This window comes from Limnohabitans sp. Rim47, from assembly GCF_001517545.1.
Lineage (GTDB): Bacteria > Pseudomonadota > Gammaproteobacteria > Burkholderiales > Burkholderiaceae_C > Limnohabitans_A.
Genome location: NZ_FBYA01000001.1, coordinates 864,548 through 883,599, shown reverse-complemented (window position 1 = coordinate 883,599; position 19,052 = coordinate 864,548). Strand labels below are relative to the sequence as shown.

Sequence of the window (19,052 nt, the reverse complement as noted above, 5' to 3'; positions counted from 1 at the left end):
CTCAGGAACGCAATCGGGCAGCCACTTGCTGCGTCAACTGAGCCAGCACGGCGCTCATGACCGATTCGATCTGTGCCTCGGTCAGTGTGGCCTCGTCGCTGTGCAAACTCAGGCGCACAGCCAGGCTTTTCTCGCCCACGACCAAGCCACCAGCCGATTCGGCTTTGGGGCGGTAGATGTCAAACAAAACAGCATCACGCAGCAATCCTTGTGTCGGCGCCGTGTGGATGGCCTGCATCAGTTGGGCGTGCGTCACTTGTTCGTTCACGATGACAGCGATATCACGTTCGACCGATTGGTGCTTGGCCACCGACTGGGCCACAGGCAAAAGGCGTGCAATGACCGCATCCAGCGACAACTCAAACACCACAGGTGCGCAGGGCAGTTCCCAAGCCTGACGCCACCGGGGGTGCAATTCGCCCACATGGCCAACCACCTTGCCATCCAGCAGCACCTGGGCCGAGCGGCCGGGGTGCAGTGCGGGGTGTTCGGCAGCCACAAACTCTGCTTTGCGCGGGGCCAACAACTTCTCCACATCGGCCTTCACGTCGTAAAAGTCGACGTTGCGGGACTTGCCTTGCCAACCCAGAGGCGCCTCGGGGCCCCAAGCCATACCAGCCACTCGCATGGGTTGATCAAAACCTTCCACGGTGGTATCGGTGCTTTGCATGGCCGCGTTGCGCAGAAACACACGGCCCAGCTCGAACACGCGCACGCGGTCAGCCTTGCGGTCGGCATTGAACTTGACGACCTGCAGCAGCGAACCGATCAGGCTCGAGCGCATCACACTCATCTGACTGGCAATCGGGTTGAGCAATCGGATCGGGGTGGCGTTGCCCGCCAAATCACGTTCCCAGTTTTCTTCAACAAAGCTGTAATTGATGGTTTCTTGGTAGCCCAAAGCCGCTATGGCGCGGCGCACAGCAGACGGGCTGCGCTCGATCTCGCGGCGCACCTTGGCTGTGATGGGGGCCAGCGGGGGGGTGGTGGGCAGGTTGTTGTAGCCCACCATGCGGGCGACTTCTTCGATCAGGTCTTCCTCGATCTGCAAATCAAAGCGGAAGCTCGGCGGCGTCACGGTGACGGTGCCCTCGCCTTCGCTCACTTGCAGGCCCAATCCACGCAAAGCGTCAGCGCATTGCGCTTGGGTCAAGGGCATGCCGATGACCTTGACGGCACGGGCCACGCGCAGCGTGACGGGGGTGATCGCGGGGATGTTCAAGATTTGGTCGTCGATGGGACCGACCTTTGTCTCGGGCGTGCCACAAATGTCCAACACCAGTTGCGTGATGCGCTCGATGTGTTCCACCGTCAGTTGAGGGTCAACACCGCGCTCAAAACGATGCCCGGCATCGGTCGAGAAGTTGTAGCGGCGCGAACGGCCCGCGATGGCACTGGGCCACCAAAAAGCGGCTTCGATGTAGATGTTTTGAGTGCCATCCGACACCGCAGTGGCGTCGCCCCCCATGATGCCCGCGAGCGACTCGACTTGGCTGTCGTCGGCAATCACGCCCACTTGCCCGTCCACGGTCACGGTATTGCCGTTGAGCAACACGAGCGATTCACCCGACTTGCCCCAACGCACTTGCAGGCCGCCATGGATTTTGTCGAGGTCAAAAATGTGCGAGGGACGCCCGAACTCGAACATCACGTAATTGGAGATGTCGACCAAAGGGCTAACGCTGCGCTGGCCACAACGGGCCAGACGGTCGACCATCCATGCAGGTGTTTGGGCCTGGGTGTTCACGGCCTTGACCACGCGGCCACTGAAACGACCACACAAGTCGCTGGCTTGTACCCGGACGGCCAATTTGTCATTGATCTGACTGGCCACAGACGGGAAAGTCGGGGCTTTCAAAGGCGCACCGGTCAGTGCCGCGACTTCACGGGCAATGCCGTACACGCTCAGGCAATGCGCCAAATTGGGCGTGAGCTTGAGCGTCATCAGCGTGTCGTCCAAATTCAGGTAATGGCGAATATCCTGACCCAAGGGCGCATCTGCGGGCAGCTCCAGCAAGCCACCGTGGTCATCCGCAATTTTCAGTTCTTTCGCCGAGCACAGCATGCCTTGGCTTTCCACGCCGCGCAATTTACCGACCTTGATGACAAAAGGTTTGCCGTCTTCGCCGGGAGGCAATTCAGCGCCCACCATGGCGCAAGGCACTCGAATGCCCACGCGGGCATTGGGTGCGCCACAAACGATGGTGAGCAAACTGCCCTGCCCCACATCCACCTGGCACACGCGCAGGCGGTCGGCGTTGGGGTGCTGCACGGCTTCCTTGATTTCACCGACCACGATCTTCGTGAATGGCGGAGCCACGGGCTCCAACTCTTCCACTTCAAGGCCGGCCATGGTCAGCGTATCGGCCAGTTGCTGGGTCGTCAGGGACGGGTTGCAGAACTCGCGCAACCAAGATTCAGGAAATTGCATTTTCAGAACTCACTTCGTTTCGCTGACATGCACTCACCAGGCCAGCGTTCGGGAATAACAGGAAGAGGCTTACTGGAATTGGCTCAGGAAACGCACATCGCCGTCAAAGAACAAGCGCAAATCGTTCACGCCGTAGCGCAGCATGGTGAAACGGTCCATGCCCATGCCAAAGGCAAAGCCGATGAACTGCTCGGGGTCGAGACCCATGTTGCGCACCACGTTGGGGTGCACTTGGCCAGAGCCGCCCACTTCAAGCCAGCGACCGGCCATCGGGCCGTTCTGAAACTGGATGTCGATCTCGGCGCTGGGTTCGGTGAACGGGAAAAAGCTGGGGCGAAAGCGCAAAACCAGATCGTCGCTTTCAAAGAAAGTGCGGCAAAAATCGGTGACCACAACCTTGAGATCCTTAAAGCTCACGTTCTCGCCAATCCACAGGCCTTCGCACTGGTGGAACATGGGCGAATGGGTGGCGTCGCTGTCCACACGGTAAGTGCGACCGGGAGCTATGACGCGGATCTCGGGCATGCCCTGACCCGCATCAAGTTGGTTGCGGTAATGCTTAACGTGCTGCACCGCGTGGCGGATTTGCATCGGGCTGGTGTGGGTGCGCAGCAAGTGACCGCCTTCGACGTAGAAGGTGTCGTGCATGGAACGGGCCGGGTGGTCTTCGGGCGTGTTGAGCGCGGTGAAGTTGAACCAGTCGGTCTCGATCTCAGGGCCTTGGGCCACTTCAAACCCCATGGAGCCAAAAATTTGCTCCACGCGTTCGAGGGTAAGCGATACAGGGTGCAAACCGCCCACATTGCCGCTGCGGCCTGGAAGTGTCACATCCAGCGCTTCGGCCTTGAGCTGCGCTTGCAGTTCGGCGTCGGCCAAGGCTTGGCGGCGGTCGTTCAATGCGCCCTCAATCGCCTGCTTGGCGATGTTGATGGCTGCACCACGGGTTTTCTTGTCTTCCACGCTGAGCGCCGCCATGCCCTTCATCAACTCAGTGATGCGACCGGATTTGCCCAAAAACTGGGCCTTGGCGTTTTCAAGATCTGCAGGTGTCAGTGCCTGCGCAAAACTCTGGCGAGCAGATTCGACCAGGGTGTCCAGCTCATTCATGGTGTGGGAGATCGGTGATTGATCTGTGAGTGGGGGAATAAAAAAGGGATTGAAGCTTTTGTGAGCCCCAATCCCTTTGATCGAGTGCGTGACATGAGCCCGAAGGCCCATCTCACTCATGGACTCAAGCTGCAGCCAATTTGGCCTTGACTTGGTTCACGATGCCAGCAAAAGCGGCCTTGTCGTGCACGGCGATATCCGCCAGCATCTTACGGTCGATTTCGATAGCCGCCTTCTTCAGGCCGTTGGCGAACTGGCTGTAGGTCAGACCGCATTCACGCGCAGCGGCGTTGATACGGGCAATCCACAACTGACGGAACACACGCTTTTTGGTGCGGCGGTCACGGTAGGCGTATTGGCCAGCTTTCATCACCGCCTGTTTGGCGATGCGGAAGACATTACCGCGGCGACCGCGGAAACCTTTTGCAAGGGCCAGGACTTTCTTGTGACGGGCGCGTGCCGTTACACCACGTTTAACGCGAGGCATATTTCTTCTCCTTGTTCGTCAGTAATTACAGGCCAGCCATGGGCAGCATTTGTGCGATGTGACCCATATTGGTCTCATGCACAGCCACTGCACCGCGAAGGTGGCGCTTGTTTTTGGTGGTCTTCTTGGTCAGGATGTGACGTTTGAAGGCTTGGCCGCGTTTAACGGTTCCACCGGGACGAACACGGAAGCGCTTTTTAGCACTGCTTTTGGTCTTCATCTTGGGCATGTCAATGCTCCTTTAATTGTGCTCGTGAGGCGTCTGCAAAATCTTTGCAGCCTTGTTGGCCCCGAGCCACTTTTAACAAAAGCCACCCGAAGGCGGCTTTTGATTTGACCCACCCGAAGGTGGATCAAACTCTTGTCAAACCGATTCAGTGGGTGCTGCAGCGTCTGCTGCTTTGCCACCGGCCGGTTTTTTACGTCCTGGCGCGATCATCATGATCATCTGACGACCTTCGAGCTTGGGAAACTGCTCGACGATGATGGAATCGGCCAATTCGTCGCGAATCCGGTTCAGCAATGCGATGCCCAATTCTTGGTGGGTAATCTCACGGCCACGGAAACGCAAGGTAATCTTGCATTTATCGCCATCTGCCAAAAAGCGGCGGATGTTGCGCATCTTGATGTTGTAGTCACCATCATCGGTACCGGGACGGAACTTGACCTCTTTGATGTCAATGACCGTTTGCTTGGCTTTGGCTTCTGCCGCACGCTTTTGCTCTTGGTACTTGAACTTGCCGTAGTCCATCAGACGACAAACAGGTGGGTTGGCAGTGGCGGCAATTTCAACCAGATCCACGTCCATCTCACCCGCCATGCGCAGGGCCTCGGCCAAGGACAAAATGCCCAATGGCTCATTTTCAGGGCCGGAAACACGCACCTCAGGGGCCATGATTTCACGGTTCAAACGGTGTTTACGTTCTTCGCGGTGGCGACGATCACGAAATTCGGTAGCGATGACTCAATCCTTTACGGAACAAAACTGCGACATGCAGCTCATCCATCTTTGTGCCCACGGGCCAAAGCTTGTGGCGAAAATCACCTTCAGGCTTTAGAAGCGATGTCGGCAGCAATGAGTTCAATGAACGCATCGATCGACATCACACCGAGGTCTTTGTTGCCTCGGGCGCGCACTGCGACGGTACCTGCCGCCTTTTCCTTGTCGCCTGCAACAAGGATGTAAGGCAGCTTTTGCAACGAATGCTCGCGTATTTTATACGTGATTTTCTCGTTACGCAGGTCCAAATCGACCCTAAGGCCTTGATTTGACACTGATTTTTGCAGTTTTGCAGCGATTTCACGACAGTAATCGGACTGTGCGTCGGTGATGTTGAGCACGGACACCTGGATGGGGGCCAGCCAAGTCGGCAAGGCACCGGCATGCTGTTCGACCAAAATCCCGATGAAACGCTCCATGCTCCCCACAATGGCGCGGTGCAGAATCACGGGGCGCTGGCGCGAGCCGTCTTCGGCCACATATTCAGCGTCCAAGCGCTCGGACAAGTTGAAATCGACCTGAATCGTGCCGCACTGCCATTCACGGCCAATCGCATCTTTCAGCGTGTATTCGATCTTCGGACCGTAGAAAGCACCGTCTCCCTCAGAGATCACGAAGTCGCAGCCCGAGTGACGCAGACTGTCCATCAAGGCTTTTTCGGCCTTGTCCCACAACTCATCGGAGCCAATCCGTGCTGCCGGACGGGTCGACACTTTGTACAAAATATGGGTGAAGCCAAAATCAGCGTATACCTTCTTGAGCACCTTGGTGAAGGTGTCGCACTCGGGCAGGATCTGGTTTTCGGTGCAAAAAATATGACCGTCGTCTTGCGTGAAGCCACGCACACGCATGATGCCGTGCAAGCCGCCCGATGGCTCATTGCGGTGGCACTGGCCAAACTCGCCGTAGCGCAAAGGCAAATCACGGTAACTCTTGATGCCTTGCTTGAAGATCAGAATGTGCCCAGGGCAGTTCATCGGTTTGAGCGCGTAATCGCGCTTTTCCGACTCGGTCGTGAACATGTTGTCGCGGTACTTATCCCAATGGCCTGTTTTTTCCCACAAGCTCTTGTCCAGAATCTGGGGGCCTTTGACCTCTTGGTAACCGTTGTCACGGTAAACCTGGCGCATGTACTGTTCAACGGTTTGCCACACGGTCCAGCCTTTAGGGTGCCAAAACACCAAGCCTGGGGCATGCTCGTCGATGTGGAACAAATCCAATTCGCGACCCAACTTCCGGTGGTCGCGCTTTTCGGCCTCTTCTAAGCGCGTCAAATACAGTTGCAGGTCTTCTTTGCTGGCCCATGCCGTGCCATACACGCGCTGGAGCATTTCATTCTTGCTGTCACCACGCCAATAAGCGCCCGCCACCTTCATCAACTTGAAGTGTTTGAGCTTGCCAGTGCTGGGCACATGCGGGCCACGGCACAGGTCTTCAAAATCACCTTCGCGGTACAAGCTGACTTCTTGGTCGGCCGGAATGCTGCCGATGATCTCGGCCTTGTAGTTTTCGCCCATCGCCTTGAAGTGCGCGACAGCCTCGTCACGCGGCAAAACACGACGCAACACAGGCTCGTCTTTCGCAGCCAGTTCGCTCATGCGTTTTTCAATCGCGACCAAATCTTCGGGCGTGAACGGGCGGCTGTACGAAAAGTCGTAATAAAAGCCGTTGTCGATCACAGGCCCAATCGTGACTTGCGCATCGGGAAACAAGGACTTGACGGCGTATGCCAGCAAGTGAGCAGAGGAATGGCGGATCAACTCAAGGCCTTCGGGGTCCTTGGCCGTCACGATGGCCAGTTGTGCATTGGCCGTCATGATGAAACTGGTATCCACCAATTGGCCATTGACTTTGCCCCCCAGCGCGGCCTTGGCCAAGCCTGAGCCAATGGAAGCGGCCACCTCAGCCACTGTGACAGGGCCTGGAAACTCGCGCAAAGAACCGTCGGGAAGAGTGATCTGAACCATGTGTGTGCAAGTAAAAAAGCGCGGCAACGGCCGCGCTTGAAGAAAACATCTAAACGCTGAAAGCAGATTTTACGCCGCCCTCACCACTCACTTTGCAAATGGCCGGCGAGACTGGCCAGCCAATGCCGGAGCGGGGTCAACGGTCAGGCCCATGAACCATGCCCTGCGGCCAAGCCACACGTCAAGTGCAGCGTCATGGGTACAGGTCTTTGACCAACTCACTGACTTTGTGATGAATGTCGGGCCACTGCTGAATGCTGGAATGATTGAGACCGGCGGCATTTTCATAGCGGGACTTGACGCCCTTTGCGGCGGCTTGTTCCACCCATCGGCGGGCAAATTCCGGAAGTGTGTTGTCGTCCTGGGAGCCTGTGACCGCCACCACCGGTGTACCTGCAAGTATGCCCGAAATGAATTGCAACGGATTCAGACTGTTGGCCCAAGGGCCTCCCCGTCCGCGTTGCGCATTTCTGTGATCGCGCCAAGGCGGTACATCGCACGGACAACTCAGCAGCAAAGCCGCATCGGCAACGGCCGGGTGTTTGCCCAAGACCAACGCCGACGTGGCCGCACCTCCCGAATGACCCACCAGAATCAACTTCTCGGATTTGTAAGTGGCCTTCAATGCCGTCAAGGCACCCGCGACTCGCGCCATGTTCTCTGCCGTGTAATCATCGTCCTTGGGGTTGGCCCAACCGCTCGAGTTGCCTGCAGGCGACTGGTAACCCGGGCGGATCATGAAGAACACATTCCGATCGGGTGCCGACAAGCTGCGCCCGATGGCGGTCCAGCGGTCAATTTGTCTTTGCCCCAACTGCCCTTGACCATCGCCATGCAGCATGACAACCAAAGTTTTGGCCGCAGCAAGAGGTGTTCCCACGGGCACCAAGGCCAGACACCCGTCTTTTTGATCCGACACTGTTTTTTCGGCAGGCAGTTCTGTGCAACTCTGGCCCCAAGAGACGCCGCACATCAGCGCCATTGATAAAACCAGGGAAATTTCAAAAAGTGTGATTTTCACAATGACAACCCCCAACGATCTGAAAACTATATCAAAACGAAAAATGAAATAATTGCAATGGACAGATTGGCGCTGAAATAAGCCCCTGTTCGGCCATTCAACCAATTCTCGCAGCCCCAAATGCAGACGGACTCGAACGAACGAACCCCTCTCCTGCCTCCACCTCACGGTAAAAAGCAAAAAACCACCTGACACCGGCGCATCAGATGGCTTGTTAAAGCAAGCGCCCTTTCAGACGCTCGTCAATTCATTAGATCAGTGGAACTGCTCTTCTTCGGTCGAACCAGTCAGGGCTTTGACGGAAGACGAACCGCCTTGGATCACAGTGGTCACGTCGTCGAAGTAGCCAGCTCCGACTTCTTGCTGGTGCGACACAAAGGTGTAACCCTTGTCGCGGGCTGCGAATTCAGGCTCTTGCACCATTTCGGTGTAGTGCTTCATGCCTTCGCCGCGGGCGTAAGCGTGGGCGAACTGGAAGGTGTTGAACCAGTTGATATGGATACCGGCCAGCGTGATGAACTGGTACTTGTAGCCCAATGCCGACAGGTCGTCTTGGAAAGAAGCGATTTGGCTATCGTTGAGGTTTTTCTTCCAGTTGAACGATGGCGAGCAGTTGTAGGACAGCAACTTGCCAGGGCATGCGGCATGCACGGCTTGAGCGAATTCGCGGGCAAAGCCGATGTCAGGCACACCGGTTTCGCACCAAACCAAGTCGGCATAAGGCGCGTATGCAACGCCACGGCTGATGGCTTGCTCCAGGCCGTTCTTGACGCGGTAGAAGCCTTCTTGTGTGCGCTCACCGGTCAAGAAAGGTTTGTCGTTGGCATCATGGTCCGACGTGATCAAGTTGGCTGCTTCTGCATCGGTACGGGCCAACACGATGGTCGACACGCCCATGACGTCGGCTGCAAAACGGGCAGAGATCAATTTCTCGCAGGCTTCTTGTGTGGGCACCAAGACCTTGCCACCCATGTGGCCACACTTCTTGACGGCAGCCAATTGGTCTTCAAAGTGCACGCCAGCTGCGCCGGAGGCAATCATGTTCTTCATCAATTCGAAAGCGTTCAGCACACCACCGAAACCGGCTTCTGCATCGGCGACGATCGGCAAGAAATAGTCGATGAACTCTTTGCTGCCAGGTTCGATGCCACGGCCCCACTGAATTTCGTCTGCGCGCTTGAAGGTGTTGTTGATGCGGCGAACCATGGTGGGCACCGAGTCATACGCATACAGCGACTGGTCGGGGTACATGGTTTCAGACGTATTGCCGTCGGCAGCCACTTGCCATCCGGACAGGTACACGGCTTCGAGGCCGGCCTTGGCTTGCTGCATGGCTTGACCCGCGCTGATCGCGCCGAAAGCATTGACGTAACCTTTTTTGGCACCGCCGTTGATTTTCTCCCACAGTTTTTCTGCGCCGCGCTTGGCTAGCGTGTGCTCAATGGGCATGCTGCCACGCAGACGCACCACGTCCGCAGCGGAGTAACCGCGCTTGACGCCTTTCCAGCGCGGGTTGGTCGCCCAGTCTTTTTCGAGGGCGGCAATTTGCTGTTCACGGCTCAGTTGTTGAGTGAGGTTGGCTGGCATGGTAGGACTCCTGAAGTCAAGTTGAAATCGGGCGATTTAGGCAGCGGATTCTGCTTCGTCGTTATTGCAATCTTAACTCTTGTACAAGACTAATTTCAATTCTTATGTCTTATACAAGACATATTTTTATTTCAATAAAATCAATGACTTATGAATGTTATTTTACGATGTGATTTATAGTTTTCCATATTGAGAAAATTTGCGGCACTGCAGCATCACAGTATTTCAAATTATGAAAAGCAAAAACACCGGATGAAACAGGCAGATCTTGAGCCAAGGTCACATCCTTCAAACGCGACCGCCGTAGAGAGGCAGCACCTGCCCAAAAAACTCCACAGCAATCGTCAGCACAATGGAAAATCAACAATCTGGTGCGACGCCTGCGCACTGAGAAGGTGCAATTTGAGGTGTCTGCCTGAAAAAATGAATCGTTGCCTCAGAAAATCAGGAACAACCCTTACAGAAAAATGATGATTCAGCTTGGAAACTGCCTGTTTCTCCAGTAGCATGCAGTCAGCTGCAAACAAACTGTTACTCAGCGACGAACCCACTTCCGATCAAAGGAATTTCATCATGGCAACTGCGAAAAAAACCCCGGCAACAAAAGCTGCACCCGCTAAAAAAGCAGCACCGGCCAAGAAAACTGCTCCAGCGACAAAAGCTGCAGCGCCCGCTAAAAAAGTAGCGGCAAAAGCACCAGCCAAAAAGGCTGCTCCTGCTAAAAAGCGTACGCCCAACCCAGCCTTCATGAAGGCGTTGACACCAAGCGCTGCTTTGGCTGCTGTTGTGGGTGCAACCCCACTGCCACGCACCGAAGTGGTCAGCAAGATGTGGGTTTACATCAAGAAACACAACCTGCAAGACAGCGTTAACCGCCGTGCGATCAACGCCGACGACAAGCTCAAGGCCGTGTTTGGCAAGGCGCAAGTCACCATGTTCGAAATGGCTGGCTTGATCGGCAAGCACCTGAAGTAATTCAGATGCCACCGAATAAAAAACCCGCTTCGGCGGGTTTTTTTATGGCCTCAATGCAGCACGCAGCTGTGAGGGTTAAACCGACAGATCAAACCTTTTGCTTGGCCAGTGCCGACTGGGTGATGGCTTGCAAGGTGCCTCGGGTGGTGATGACTTCAGGATCGAGCAAGACCTCGATCAAGGTCCCCTCGGGGCGGGCCAAGGCTGCCAACAACAGCGCTTCAAATTGGTCTGTTTTGTGCATGCGGACCCCCACATAGCCATAAGCTTGTGCCAAGGCCGTGAAATCTGGATTCTTCAGCTGTGAGCCCGTGACGTGTGTGGGGTACTCACGCTCTTGGTGCATGCGGATGGTGCCGTACATGCCGTTGTTCAAAACGAGGATGATGCTTTTGGCGCCGTGCTGAACAGCGGTCGCCAGTTCTTGTCCATTCATTAAAAAATCACCATCCCCAGCGATGGTGAACGCCACACGCCCAGTCAATATATTGGCTGCAATCCCTGCCGGGACCCCATAGCCCATGGCACCCACAGTGGGAGCCAATTGGGTCTTGTGGCCTTTGACCAAACCATGGTGTTTGAAAAAGCGGTGCATCCAACTCGCAAAATTACCCGCACCGTTGGTGACCACCGAATCCACAGGCAAATGCTTTTGCAGCATGGCCACGATCTCGGGCATGTCCACATCGCCGGGCAAGGTTTGTGGCTTCAGATTGTCAAGATAGCCTTGATGCGCCTGTTTGGTCCAATCACTCCAGGTCAACTCTGGGGGGGCGGCCAACACTTCTAGGCTGCGTGCTGCCGCGTTCATGGTGGAGAGGATGGCCAAGTCGGCTTGGTAAACACGGTTCAACTCTTCGGCGCTGCCGTGAATGTGAACCAGCTTTTGCGCTGTCTTTGGGGCTTGCAGCATGGTGTAGCCTCCGGTGGTCATTTCGCCCAAACGGGGGCCAATGGCCACAACCAGGTCGGACTCGCGCACACATTGGGCCAAAGCCGGGCTGATGCCTATGCCCACATCGCCGGCATATTGGGCGTGGTGGTTGTCAAAGGTGTCCTGAAATCGGAAGGCATTGGCCACAGGCAGTTGCCAGTTTTCGGCAAAACGCTGCAAGGCCTGCGCGGCTTGTACCGTCCAACCGCCCCCACCACAAATGACCAATGGCTTTTGGGCGGCCAGCAACAGGTTTCGCAAGTCACGCAAAGCGCCGGGATCGCTCCAGGCTTGCACAGGTTCAACCCGTGGCAAAGCCTGCGCCTTTTGGACCGGCTGGGTCAACATGTCTTCAGGCAATACCAACACCACGGGGCCAGGACGACCGTTCATGGCCGTGGCAAAAGCGCGTGCAATGTATTCGGGCAAGCGCTCGGGGTCGTCAACGCGTTCGACCCGCTTGGCCATGCCTTTGGTAGATGGTCCAAAAAAATGGGTGTAATCCATTTCCTGAAAGGCTTCGCGATCGCGCGTGTCACTGGCCACATCCCCCACAAAAAGCACCATGGGTGTGGAGTCTTGAAACGCCGTGTGCACACCAATCGAGGCGTTGGTCGCGCCAGGCCCTCGCGTCACAAAGCAAATGCCGGGACGACCCGTGAGTTTGCCCTGTGCTTCGGCCATAAATGCAGCACCGCCCTCTTGCCGGCACGTCACAAAACGGATGGCATCGCTGTGCAAGTGAAAGCCGTCCAGCACAGCGAGGTAGCTTTCACCGGGGACACCAAACGCATGGGTAACACCTTGGGCCAGGAGGCATTCAACGAGCAAGTGGCCAGCTATTTTTGTCTTCATGTGCGCATTGTGCACAAGCCATCAGGATGGTGCTGTCACCGTCGTTGGGTTGAGCTCAAATCAGAATCAGCCCGGCACTGAGGTGCGACGTCCGACCCCGAGGGCGGCCACAACGCTTAGCAAAAGCACAAATGCGGCACCCAGCAATGTCGCGCTGTACCAACCCCTGTCCATGAAGAATCCAAACACAAGTGGAGAAAGCGCAAACCCCACATCCAGGCCAGAGTAAACCAAGCCATAAACCCGGCCGGTCGCGCCTTTGGGCGTCGCTTTTTTGATCATCAAATCGCGGCTCGGACCACCGACGCCGACCGCAAATCCGGTCATCGCTAAAACCCACAGCGTTCCGATATGTCCAAACAAACCGCTGGCGCACAAAGCCATCAAGATGGCGGCGCTGCTCATGCAGACAGCCACCACACGATCGCTCATGGCCGGAAATCGTGCGGCGACAAAACCACCCACCAACATGCCCAAAGCACCAAACAGCATGTAGGCGGTCAGGGTCATGGAGGCCACTTCAAGGCTTACACCGTGAAGTTCTTTCAAAATAGGAACCGAAAAATTCTGCACCACCGCCAAGGTGACCGTGGACAGCAAAAAGAAGCCAAAACACCACCACACCACAGGCAAGCGCATGAACGCCAAATCACTGGGGACCACATCCGCACTGGCTGAATGTTGGGCCGTTGTGGTCAGCAAATGCGCCCTGTTCCAGACCAATACGGCCAAGACCACGGCATACACACAGGCTGCGGCCAAAAAAGCATGCCGCCAATCCCACAGGGCCGTGGTCAGGGTGAAAAATGCCGGGGCAACAGCCCAGCCTAAATTGCCCGTCAAGCCGTGAACACTGAAGGCATAACCCAGCCTTGCGTTAGAAACGCGTTGGTTCAGGATGGTGAAATCGACGGGGTGAAACGGTGCATTGCCCAAACCAGCCAAAACGGCCACAGCCATCAACGTGACATAGCTGTCCGCCGTAAAAGCCAGCAAACACGCGGCCATGAACAACATCTGCGACATGAACAGCACGGGTCTTGCGCCCACCCGGTCCACCACAAAACCCGCACAGGCTTGACCTGTGCCGGACACCACAAAAAACAAGCTACTCAGAAGTCCGAGTTCCGAAAAACTCCAGCCAAAATCCTGCATGAACACAGGAAACATCAAAGGCAAAAGGAGATGCGAAAAGTGGGAGCTGGCATGGGCCATGCCAACCAGTCCCATCACCTTGGCATCGTCCCGCCACGGAGCAGCAACTACAGCGGAAGAACTCAATGGCATATGCGTCATATTCAAGGCGGATGCAGCGGTACGCAAGTTCCGAAAATGAACGCATTCACCCAACTGTCCTGACCACAGTTTAGCTTTGAAAAACCAAAGGGGCCCTTGGGCCCCTTGGGTACATCACGTTGTGTTCAGGCTGTTGCTTCAACCACTTTGAAGTCGAACTGTCCGGGGTGACGCACCGGGTCGACCGACACTTCAATTCGGCACTTTGGCGGAAAACGCCCTTCCAGCAACAAGCGGGACAATGGGTTTTCCAGGCGTTGCTGAATCGCCCGCTTGAGTGGCCTCGCACCAAAGACCGGGTCAAAACCCACTTTGGCCAACTCGGACAAGGCAGCCGGCGTAACCTCCAGGTTCAGATCCATGCGCAGCAATCGGTCCTTGAGCACTTGCAACTGGATCGAAGCGATCGATGCAATGTGGTCCGCATCCAGACCATGGAAAACAACCGTTTCGTCAATGCGATTCAAGAACTCAGGCCGGAAATGGGTCTTCAGCTCGTCCCAAACCGCATCCTTGATGTCTTCAGCGGGCTGCCCCACCATGGACTGGATCAGGTGCGAGCCCAGATTTGAGGTCATCACGATCACAGTGTTCTTGAAGTCCACCGTGCGTCCTTGACCATCTGTCAATCGGCCATCGTCGAGCACCTGCAACAAGATGTTGAAAACATCGGGGTGGGCCTTTTCAACCTCATCAAGCAGCAGCACGCTATAAGGCTTGCGGCGCACCGCCTCGGTCAGGTAACCGCCCTCTTCGTAGCCCACGTAGCCCGGAGGCGCACCGATCAATCGGGCCACCGAGTGCTTCTCCATGAACTCGCTCATGTCGACACGGATCAGATGATCCTCGCTGTCAAACAAAAAACCCGCCAAGGCTTTACACAACTCCGTTTTGCCCACACCTGTGGGGCCCAAGAACAAGAATGATCCCGTTGGGCGGTTCGGATCGGACAAGCCCGAGCGCGAACGGCGAATGGCGTTGGCCACAGCCGAGATGGCCTCATCCTGGCCCACGACACGATGATGCAACTTGTCTTCCATCTGAAGCAGCTTTTCGCGCTCACCTTGCATCATTTTGGACACCGGAATGCCCGTTGCGCGGGACACGACTTCGGCGATCTCTTCGGCACCAACCTGGGTGCGCAACAAGCGGTGCACCGGTTTTTCTCCGGGTGCCGCCTCTTTGGCCTGCACGTCCTTGAGGGTTTTTTCAAGTGCTGGCAATTTCCCGTATTGCAGCTCCGCCACTTTGTTGAAATCGCCCTTGCGGGTCAGGTCTTCAATTTGCTGACGCAGTTGGTCAATTTGCTCACGCACCTGTTGACCGCCTTGCGCCTGGGCTTTTTCTGCTTGCCAGATCTCTTCAAGATCGGCAGCTTCTTTTTTCAGCTTAACGATCTCTTCTTCGATCAAGGCAAAGCGTTTTTGCGAAGCGTCGTCGTGCTCTTTGCGCACGGCTTCACGCTCAATCTGCAACTGAATCAAACGGCGATCCAACTTGTCCATGACCTCGGGTTTGGAGTCAATTTCGATCTTGATCTTGGCCGCTGCCTCATCGATCAGATCAATCGCCTTGTCAGGCAAGAAACGGTCGGTGATGTAGCGGTGGCTCAATTCAGCGGCGGCCACGATGGCCGGGTCGGTGATGTCCACGCCATGGTGGATTTCGTACTTCTCTTGCAAACCACGCAAGATGGCGATAGTGGCTTCGACCGTGGGCTCATTGACCAAAATCTTCTGAAAGCGGCGCTCCAAAGCGGCATCTTTTTCGATGTATTTGCGGTATTCATCCAGCGTGGTGGCCCCCACACAATGCAACTCGCCCCTGGCCAATGCGGGCTTGAGCATGTTGCCCGCGTCCATGGCCCCCTCGGCTTTGCCTGCGCCAACCATGGTGTGCAGCTCGTCGATGAACACAATGGTCTGACCTTCGTCTTTGGCCAGTTCGCTCAGCACAGTCTTCAGGCGTTCTTCAAACTCACCCCGGAACTTCGCGCCAGCCAGCAAAGCGGCCATGTCGAGTGACAAGACCCGCTTGCCCTTCAGCGAATCAGGCACCTCGCCCGCCACGATGCGTTGCGCCAAGCCCTCCACGATCGCGGTTTTGCCCACGCCTGGCTCACCGATCAACACCGGGTTGTTTTTGGTTCGCCGCTGCAAAACCTGAATGGCCCTGCGAATTTCGTCGTCCCGCCCAATGACCGGGTCGAGCTTGCCGATGCGGGCGCGTTCGGTCAGGTCAATGCAGTATTTTTTGAGGGCTTCGCGCTGGCCTTCGGCATCGGCATTGCCTACCGTCTGCCCACCGCGCACGGCATCAATGGCTGTCTCCAGGCTTTTGCGACTCAGGCCATGCTCTTTGGCCAGTCGCCCGATATCGGCCTTATTGTCGGCAACGGCCAACAAGAACAATTCACTGGCGATGAAAGCGTCGCCCCGCTTGATGGATTCTTTTTCTGCACCTTGCAGCAACTTGGCCAGTTCAGGTCCTACCTGAACCTGGTCTTGCCCGGTCACTTGTGGCAGACGGCCCACTGCGGCTTCTGCCGCCATCAGCAAACCTTGAACCTGCACACCCGCACGCAGCAGCAAGGCTTTGGGCCCCTCATCCTGCTTGAGCATGGTCACCAAAACGTGGGCTGGCTCTATGTAGGCATGGTCACGGCCCAAGGCCAGTGACTGGGCATCAGACAGAGCTTCGTGAAATTTGGTCGTCAATTTATCAAGGCGCATGAAAATTCTCCAGTGACCTTTATTTTGGGCATCATTGCCCATTTTCAAGGCTTGGAGGGCATTGCCGTGTTGCCTAAAATCAAAGAATGAACATTCACCAGTTGTCCGTTAGCCACGACGAACGCCAAGATCGGCTCTTGCTCCGAGTGAACACCCAAGACGGTCTGGAGTTCCGGTTCTGGCTGACCCGCCGAATGGCTTTACGCCTGCTTCCAGCCATGGACCACTCTGTTGCCCGCCTCGAAGCCGCTCAACCCGGATTGGCCGCAACCGATGCGTCATCGCAACAACTGTTGACGGAACTGAAACGCAATGCTTTTTTGCAAACTGCTGACTTTGCCACTCCCTATGCGGCAGTGCCCCAACAATTGCCTCTGGGTGAAGAGCCTTTTTTGGTCACCGACGCGCAACTGAGTCTGCAGACTAACGGCAATTTGCAGGTCATTTTTCAGAAAAAAATGGACACTGCAACCCAGTCTTGCCAGCTCAACTTACAAGCGTCACTGGTTCACGGCATGATCCATTTGATTAGACAGTGCGTGGCGAACGCAGATTGGGGCTTATCGAAACAGGAGCCAGAGAATCGCCAAGACGAAAGGGCTGACGCCAGCTTGCTGCCGCAACAGGTTTACAAGCACTGAGGCCAACGCCTCTTCAGCCGTTGTTGACCTCGATGCCCCAACGCGCCAAAGCCGCATCGTCAGACACACGTGCATCGACCCATTGGGCACCTTGCGGCGTCTGCTCTTTTTTCCAGAAGGGTGCCTGGGTCTTCAGATAGTCCATCAGGAATTCACAGGCCCTGAAGCTTTCGCCCCGGTGCGCCGAGGTAACGGCAACAAACACAATTTGGTCGGCGGGCAAAAGATGCCCAACACGGTGCACCACACGCGCCGCGTAAAAATCAAAACGCTTGTGTGCTTCATCGATCATGGCTTCAATCGATTTTTCGGTCATACCCGGATAGTGCTCAAGCGCCATCGCCTGAACTTCATCTGTGGCGATGCCAGTCAAAGCCCGGGTATCCCGCACGGTGCCCACGAAACTGCACACGGCCCCCACGCGCAAATCTTGCGCCCGCAAGGCGTTCAGTTCTTGAGAGACATCGAAGTCTTCGGTCTGGATAGCGACACGTTGAAACACGGTTTCATCCTCCTGTGACCGGTGGGAAAAACGCCACTTCGCAATCGCCGGGCAGCGGCGTGTCATCATGGGCCATGACCTGATTGACCGCCACACGCACCGGGCGTCCGATGGCCAGACACTCTGCATGAACACCGCCTAGCGCGATCAGTTGCAGCCTGAGGCTGGCCACGTTGTCGCAGGCCGTTTCCACCGACTCACTGGCCACGCCAATGGTTTCTCTCAGCGAAGCAAAGTAACGCACCTGGATCTTCATGACAACCACTCCGCAAATGGCCAAAAATTGACTCTGTCGCCGCGGGCAATGGTGTGGCCCGCAGGGTTGTCCACCACACCATCGCCCCAAACCACAGAGGTCAAAACGCCGGAGCTTTGGTTTGGAAACAGATCCAAACCGCCTTGCGCATTGCGTCGAACGCGCAAAAATTCGCGCCGTTTGTCGGCCTTGGGCACATCAAAATGGGCAGGCAGAGTCATGCAAACAGGGGCCACTTGTTCCGCCCCTTGCAGCGCCAAAATCAAGGGTTTAACCAAGAGCAAAAAGGTCATGAAGCTCGACACGGGATTGCCCGGAAGGCCAACAAAATGCGCCATGCCGGATGCTGTTTCGCGCCGAACATGGCCATACGCAAACGGTTTTCCGGGTTTCATGCCGATCTGCCAAAGCGCCAGTGCACCCAAAGCTTGCACGGCAGGTTTGACATGGTCCTCTTCGCCCACCGAAACGCCGCCACTGGTCACGATCAGATCGTGGTGGTCAGCCGCTGTTTTGAGGGCGGCAATGGTGGCTTCGCGGCGGTCAGGAACAATGCCCAGATCGCTGACTTCGCAACCCAAACGGTGCAACAAAGCCCGCAAGAAAAACCGGTTGGAGTTGTAAATGGCCCCGGGTGGCATGTCTGCAGGGGCCACATCTCCGGGCATCACCAGTTCATCGCCGGTTGAAAACAAAGCCACTTTGGGCCGCGACATGACCTGAAGATGCGCCAAACCCAGGCTGGCCGCCAAACCCAATTCAGCAGGGCCCAGTTTTTGCCCACGCTTCAAAACGGTATCGCCCATGCGAACGTCTTCGCCACTGCGGCGCACCCACTGTCCCGCTTCGGCTTGAGTCAAAAAACGAACCCGATCAGGGACGTCTGCTGACACCCATTCGGTTTGCTCTTGCATCACGATGGCGTCTGCACCCGGGGGCACAGGTGCCCCTGTGAAAATGCGCGCGGCTTGCCCTGGTAACAAGGGTTGCCCAAAATGACCTGCCGCAATGCGCTGTGTCACTGTCAACTCGACGCCAACTTGTTGCACATCGGCGCTGCGCACCGCGTACCCATCCATGGACGAGTTGTCAAAAGCAGGCACCTGCAAAGCCGAAACCAAGTCTTGCGCCAGAATGCGGCCATCGGCGTCCAGCGTCGCCACCGACTCATGGCCCAGCAAGGGGCTGATTTGCGCCAACAGCGTTTTCAGAGCGTCATCAAGTGACATCAAGGGGGCGCGTGGTGCTGTGGTCATGCGGC

Annotated in this window: 16 protein-coding genes; 2 read left to right on the top strand and 14 right to left on the bottom strand. The window is 56.2% G+C overall.

What is annotated here, in order from left to right:
* Nucleotide 1: 1 nt before the first annotated feature.
* The 8 genes from pheT to aceA all read right to left on the bottom strand — a co-directional run bounded on the left by pheT (nt 2) and on the right by aceA (nt 9,600).
* Nucleotides 2–2,431, bottom strand: a complete 2,430-nt coding sequence (pheT, locus tag BN3544_RS04050) for a phenylalanine--tRNA ligase subunit beta (RefSeq protein WP_019428898.1) — start codon at nt 2,429–2,431, stop codon at nt 2–4.
* Between the two features lie 69 nt (nt 2,432–2,500).
* Nucleotides 2,501–3,538, bottom strand: a complete 1,038-nt coding sequence (gene pheS, locus BN3544_RS04045) for a phenylalanine--tRNA ligase subunit alpha (protein ID WP_019428897.1) — start codon at nt 3,536–3,538, stop codon at nt 2,501–2,503.
* 124 nt (nt 3,539–3,662) lie between these two features.
* Complete coding sequence (rplT, locus tag BN3544_RS04040) at nt 3,663–4,025, bottom strand: 50S ribosomal protein L20 (protein ID WP_026036460.1); 363 nt, start codon at nt 4,023–4,025, stop codon at nt 3,663–3,665.
* Between the two features lie 25 nt (nt 4,026–4,050).
* Nucleotides 4,051–4,254 (bottom strand): 50S ribosomal protein L35, encoded by a 204-nt coding sequence (gene rpmI / locus BN3544_RS04035; protein WP_019428895.1) that lies wholly within the window; start codon nt 4,252–4,254, stop codon nt 4,051–4,053.
* A 135-nt stretch (nt 4,255–4,389) separates the two neighbouring features.
* Nucleotides 4,390–4,986 carry a translation initiation factor IF-3 gene (gene infC / locus BN3544_RS04030; protein WP_081499342.1) on the bottom strand — a complete coding sequence of 199 codons (597 nt, stop codon included), beginning with the start codon at nt 4,984–4,986 and terminating at the stop codon, nt 4,390–4,392.
* A gap of 86 nt (nt 4,987–5,072) precedes the next feature.
* Nucleotides 5,073–6,992, bottom strand: coding sequence for a threonine--tRNA ligase (gene thrS, locus BN3544_RS04025; protein ID WP_019428893.1), 1,920 nt, complete (start codon nt 6,990–6,992; stop codon nt 5,073–5,075).
* Between the two features lie 193 nt (nt 6,993–7,185).
* Nucleotides 7,186–7,974: an alpha/beta hydrolase gene (locus BN3544_RS04020; RefSeq protein WP_019428892.1), complete on the bottom strand. Its 789-nt coding sequence runs from the start codon at nt 7,972–7,974 to the stop codon at nt 7,186–7,188.
* Nucleotides 7,975–8,268: 294 nt separating this feature from the next.
* The gene (aceA, locus tag BN3544_RS04015; protein WP_019428891.1) at nt 8,269–9,600 is read right to left on the bottom strand and encodes an isocitrate lyase; all 1,332 of its coding nucleotides are present in this window, start codon (nt 9,598–9,600) and stop codon (nt 8,269–8,271) included.
* A gap of 573 nt (nt 9,601–10,173) precedes the next feature.
* Between aceA and BN3544_RS04010 the strand changes: the two genes are divergently transcribed.
* Nucleotides 10,174–10,575 (top strand): SWIB/MDM2 domain-containing protein, encoded by a 402-nt coding sequence (locus BN3544_RS04010; RefSeq protein WP_026036459.1) that lies wholly within the window; start codon nt 10,174–10,176, stop codon nt 10,573–10,575.
* A gap of 88 nt (nt 10,576–10,663) precedes the next feature.
* On the opposite strand, the gene BN3544_RS04005 is transcribed toward BN3544_RS04010, so the two are convergent.
* The 3 genes from BN3544_RS04005 to clpB all read right to left on the bottom strand — a co-directional run bounded on the left by BN3544_RS04005 (nt 10,664) and on the right by clpB (nt 16,392).
* Complete coding sequence (locus BN3544_RS04005; RefSeq protein ID WP_019428889.1) at nt 10,664–12,364, bottom strand: thiamine pyrophosphate-binding protein; 1,701 nt, start codon at nt 12,362–12,364, stop codon at nt 10,664–10,666.
* Nucleotides 12,365–12,430: 66 nt separating this feature from the next.
* Nucleotides 12,431–13,651 (bottom strand): MFS transporter, encoded by a 1,221-nt coding sequence (locus tag BN3544_RS04000; RefSeq protein WP_026036458.1) that lies wholly within the window; start codon nt 13,649–13,651, stop codon nt 12,431–12,433.
* A 134-nt stretch (nt 13,652–13,785) separates the two neighbouring features.
* Nucleotides 13,786–16,392: an ATP-dependent chaperone ClpB gene (gene clpB / locus BN3544_RS03995; protein WP_026036457.1), complete on the bottom strand. Its 2,607-nt coding sequence runs from the start codon at nt 16,390–16,392 to the stop codon at nt 13,786–13,788.
* An 86-nt stretch (nt 16,393–16,478) separates the two neighbouring features.
* Between clpB and BN3544_RS03990 the strand changes: the two genes are divergently transcribed.
* The gene (locus BN3544_RS03990; protein ID WP_019428885.1) at nt 16,479–17,033 is read left to right on the top strand and encodes a hypothetical protein; all 555 of its coding nucleotides are present in this window, start codon (nt 16,479–16,481) and stop codon (nt 17,031–17,033) included.
* A gap of 13 nt (nt 17,034–17,046) precedes the next feature.
* Here the strand turns inward: BN3544_RS03990 and BN3544_RS03985 are convergent, their stop codons facing one another.
* Genes BN3544_RS03985 through glp form a run of 3 tightly spaced genes read right to left on the bottom strand, consistent with a single transcriptional unit; the run spans nt 17,047 to nt 19,047 of the window.
* Nucleotides 17,047–17,535 carry a molybdenum cofactor biosynthesis protein MoaE gene (locus BN3544_RS03985; RefSeq protein WP_019428884.1) on the bottom strand — a complete coding sequence of 163 codons (489 nt, stop codon included), beginning with the start codon at nt 17,533–17,535 and terminating at the stop codon, nt 17,047–17,049.
* A 4-nt stretch (nt 17,536–17,539) separates the two neighbouring features.
* A complete protein-coding gene (moaD, locus tag BN3544_RS03980; protein WP_019428883.1) occupies nt 17,540–17,791 on the bottom strand; it encodes a molybdopterin converting factor subunit 1 in 252 nt (83 codons plus the stop codon).
* Entirely contained in the window at nt 17,788–19,047 is a 1,260-nt protein-coding gene (gene glp, locus BN3544_RS03975; RefSeq protein WP_019428882.1) for a molybdopterin molybdotransferase MoeA, read from the bottom strand. The genes moaD and glp overlap by 4 nt, the downstream gene beginning before the upstream one ends.
* Between the last annotated feature and the right edge of the window lie 5 nt (nt 19,048–19,052).